The following is a 1,198-nucleotide window of genomic DNA, read 5'->3' on the forward strand; positions in this document are numbered from 1 at the left end:
CGGGGCCGCCCTTTAGGTTTGTGGTGTTGTAAGAAACCAAGAATTGGTAGCTTGCCAACAAGTGAACAGAGCGGGTTTTCCTATGGGGCCGCAGAGTACTAGCTCTATGCTCGGATTCAGGTCCCGCTCTGTTTTTACTTGCTTTCGGCTCGTATGGAAATTTGGGCGTCAGGGCCGCAGGGGCGGTCCCACCATTAGCAAGGGATCGAGCAGTAAAGTAAGTGACTTGTTGGAACCCTAAATTATCATTGCTCATGGACATTCGCTATTTTATTGGGGTTGATATCTCCAAGGCAACACTCGATTGGGCCGTCTTTGATGGTAAAACCATCGTCTTACAAAGCCAGTCGGCCAATTCTGAAACGGGTATAAAAACCACGCTTAAACTCCTAAAAGCCTTACCTGGCTTTACTTTGAGGGAAGCGGTTTGCTGCATGGAACATACCGGTATCTATAATGCGCACATAATCAGCCATTTGTACAAAATCAAACTTTCTCTTTGGCTAGAAAGTAGTCTGCAAATCAAAAAAGCAGGTGGCCTGCAAAGGGGCAAAAACGATGCAATCGATGCCGTGCGTATTGCTGAATATGCCTTCCGCTTCCGCGATCAGATGCGCCTGTGGCAACCACCCCGGCCCATTTTGCAAAAATTAGCCGTACTTAGTGCGCTGCGTCAACGTCTGTTGCGAGTCCGTCAGCAACTCCAACAGCCGATTACTGAACAGCAAGGCTTTGTAGATGCGACCCTTCAACGGCAATTACTGAAAAGCTGTCAAGCATCAATCAAGTCCCTTACGACCGACCTGGAAAAAGCTGACCAACAAATCACCCACCTCATTCAGAGCGATGAGCGCCTAAAAGAATTATTCGGCTGGATCACTTCGGTGCCCGGCATTGGTAGTGCCACGGCCACCGAGGTGCTAGTCGCTACCGACGAATTTAACCAGTTCACTGACCCCAAAAAACTAGCTTGTCATGCCGGGGTTGCTCCCTTTGAGTATAAATCAGGGAGCAGTGTTCGGGGTAAAACCAGCGTCAGCCAACATGCCCGAAAACGGTTGAAATCGCTCTTCCACTTAGGGGCCATGTCGGCCATCCGCATGAATGGCGAACTCCAGGACTATTACCGACGCAAAGTGGCCGAAGGCAAGAACAAAATGCTTGTTCTCAATGCCGTTCGCAATAAGCTGATTCATCG

At 49.3% G+C, this 1,198-nt stretch carries 1 protein-coding gene; it reads left to right on the forward strand.

All coding sequences use genetic code 11. The features are described 5' to 3' along the window. Positions 1–254: 254 nt before the first annotated feature. Positions 255–1,198 (forward strand): IS110 family RNA-guided transposase (locus ACFPMF_RS28010; RefSeq protein ID WP_379851484.1); only part of this gene is annotated, 944 nt, incomplete at its 3' end.

The sequence above is a fragment of the Larkinella bovis genome (assembly GCF_042655385.1).
Taxonomy (GTDB): Bacteria; Bacteroidota; Bacteroidia; order Cytophagales; family Spirosomataceae; genus Larkinella; species Larkinella bovis.